The organism is Pseudoalteromonas sp. Cn5-37, from assembly GCF_021532495.1.
Taxonomy (GTDB): Bacteria; Pseudomonadota; Gammaproteobacteria; order Enterobacterales; family Alteromonadaceae; genus Pseudoalteromonas; species Pseudoalteromonas simplex.
The window spans coordinates 1-2277 of the sequence record NZ_JAKGBA010000077.1 but is presented as its reverse complement, the minus strand read 5'-3'; the positions used below and the strand labels follow the sequence as shown (position 1 = coordinate 2277).

1 rRNA gene is annotated in these 2277 nt (G+C 51.6%); it reads right to left on the bottom strand.

The features are described from left to right. Nucleotides 1–32: 32 nt before the first annotated feature. Nucleotides 33–2277: ribosomal RNA gene (locus tag L1266_RS22090) — 23S ribosomal RNA — on the bottom strand; the annotation flags it as partial.

The window sequence follows — 2277 nt, the reverse complement described above, 5'->3', positions numbered from 1 at the left end:
GTTACGCTGTCATAAAACGCGTTTGGCGTTGTATGGTTAAGCCTCACGGGTAATTAGTACAGGTTAGCTTAATGGCTCACACCACTTCCACATCCTGCCTATCAACGTTGTAGTCTTCAACGGCCCTTCAGAGACTTTAAAAGTCTAGTGAGAACTCATCTCGAGGCCTGCTTCGCGCTTAGATGCTTTCAGCGCTTATCAGTTCCGAACGTAGCTACCGGGCAGTGCCATTGGCATGACAACCCGAACACCAGCGGTTCGTTCACTCCGGTCCTCTCGTACTAGGAGCAACCCCTCTCAATTCTCAAACGCCCACGGCAGATAGGGACCGAACTGTCTCACGACGTTCTAAACCCAGCTCGCGTACCACTTTAAATGGCGAACAGCCATACCCTTGGGACCGACTTCAGCCCCAGGATGTGATGAGCCGACATCGAGGTGCCAAACACCGCCGTCGATATGAACTCTTGGGCGGTATCAGCCTGTTATCCCCGGAGTACCTTTTATCCGTTGAGCGATGGCCCTTCCATTCAGAACCACCGGATCACTATGACCTACTTTCGTACCTGCTCGACGTGTCTGTCTCGCAGTTAAGCTGGCTTCTACCATTACACTAACCGTACGATGTCCGACCGTACTTAGCCAACCTTCGTGCTCCTCCGTTACTCTTTGGGAGGAGACCGCCCCAGTCAAACTACCCACCAGGCACTGTCCGTAACCCCGATTAGGGGCCAACGTTAGAACATCAACACTACAAGGGTGGTATTTCAAGGACGGCTCCACAAAAACTAGCGTTTCTGCTTCAAAGCCTCCCACCTATCCTACACATGTAGGGTCAATGTTCAGTGCCAAGCTGTAGTAAAGGTTCACGGGGTCTTTCCGTCTAGCCGCGGGTACACAGCATCTTCACTGCGATTTCAATTTCACTGAGTCTCGGGTGGAGACAGCGTGGCCATGGTTACACCATTCGTGCAGGTCGGAACTTACCCGACAAGGAATTTCGCTACCTTAGGACCGTTATAGTTACGGCCGCCGTTTACCGGGGCTTCGATCAAGAGCTTCGTCCGAAAACTAACCCCATCAATTAACCTTCCGGCACCGGGCAGGTGTCACACCGTATACGTCATCTTGCGATTTTGCACAGTGCTGTGTTTTTAATAAACAGTCCCAGCCACCTGGTCACTGCGGCTCCCGTCCGCTTAGAGAGCAAGTCTCATCACAGATAGGAGCGTACCTTCTCCCGAAGTTACGGTACAATTTTGCCTAGTTCCTTCACCCGAGTTCTCTCAAGCGCCTTAGTATTCTCTACCTGACCACCTGTGTCGGTTTGGGGTACGATTCGGTATAATCTGAAGCTTAGAGGCTTTTCCTGGAAGTATGGCATCAACAACTTCACACCCTTGGGTGCTCGTCTCGTGTCTCAGTCTTAGCAACCCGGATTTTCCTAAGTCACCAACCTACTCACTTTCACATGGACAACCAACGCCATGCTTGTTTAGCCTGCTCCGTCCCCCCATCGCAATTATACCAAGTACGGGAATATTAACCCGTTTCCCATCGACTACGCCTTTCGGCCTCGCCTTAGGGGTCGACTTACCCTACCCTGATTAACATGGGATAGGAACCCTTGGTCTTCCGGCGTGCGGGTTTTTCACCCGCATTATCGTTACTCATGTCAGCATTCGCACTTCTGATACCTCCAGCATACCTCCCGGTACACCTTCAACGGCTTACAGAACGCTCCCCTACCACTCAAACATAGTTTGAATCCGCAGCTTCGGTGCATAGTTTAGCCCCGTTACATCTTCCGCGCAGACCGACTCGACCAGTGAGCTATTACGCTTTCTTTAAAGGATGGCTGCTTCTAAGCCAACCTCCTGGCTGTCTGGGCCTTTCCACATCGTTTCCCACTTAACTATGACTTTGGGACCTTAGCTGGCGGTCTGGGTTGTTTCCCTCTTCACGACGGACGTTAGCACCCGCCGTGTGTCTCCCGGATAGTACTTTACGGTATTCGGAGTTTGCAAAGGGTTGGTAAGTCGGGATGACCCCCTAGCCTTAACAGTGCTCTACCCCCGTAAGTATTCGTCCGAGGCTCTACCTAAATAGATTTCGGGGAGAACCAGCTATCTCCCGGTTTGATTAGCCTTTCACTCCTAGCCACAGGTCATCCCCTAACTTTTCAACGTTAGTGGGTTCGGTCCTCCAGTTGATGTTACTCAACCTTCAACCTGCCCATGGCTAGATCACCGGGTTTCGGGTCTATACCTTGCAACT